The sequence below is a fragment of the Stenotrophomonas sp. HMWF003 genome, assembly GCF_003061285.1.
In the GTDB taxonomy this organism is placed as follows: Bacteria; Pseudomonadota; Gammaproteobacteria; order Xanthomonadales; family Xanthomonadaceae; genus Stenotrophomonas; species Stenotrophomonas maltophilia_AP.
In genome coordinates this window covers 2,387-2,674 of record NZ_QAIW01000114.1, presented here as the reverse complement: position 1 = coordinate 2,674, position 288 = coordinate 2,387, and the positions used below count along the sequence as shown (strand labels likewise).

Genomic DNA, 288 nt, shown 5'->3' with positions numbered 1-288 from the left:
CGGCAGAGCCTGCTCTGGATCGACATCGCCGAACGGCGGCTATGGCAGCACACGCCGGCCAGTGGCAGCACCCGTCAGTGGGTATTGCCGGACCCGCCCGGCTGCATCGGGCTGTTCGACGATGGCACGCTGCTGGTGGCATTGGCCAAATCCCTGCACCGCGCCGATCTGGCCGCCGCCACCGACACTGCGCTGCCGCTGCAGTGGCTGGCCGACGTGGAGCCCCACCATGCGTACACACGCAGCAACGATGGGCGCGCCGACCGGCACGGCAACTTCGTGTTCGGC

1 protein-coding gene is annotated in these 288 nt (G+C 69.4%); it reads left to right on the top strand.

Annotated features, from left to right (window positions below; genetic code table 11):
- The coding region (locus DBR34_RS22120) for an SMP-30/gluconolactonase/LRE family protein (RefSeq protein ID WP_258223663.1) at positions 1-288 on the top strand (288 nt) is incomplete at both ends.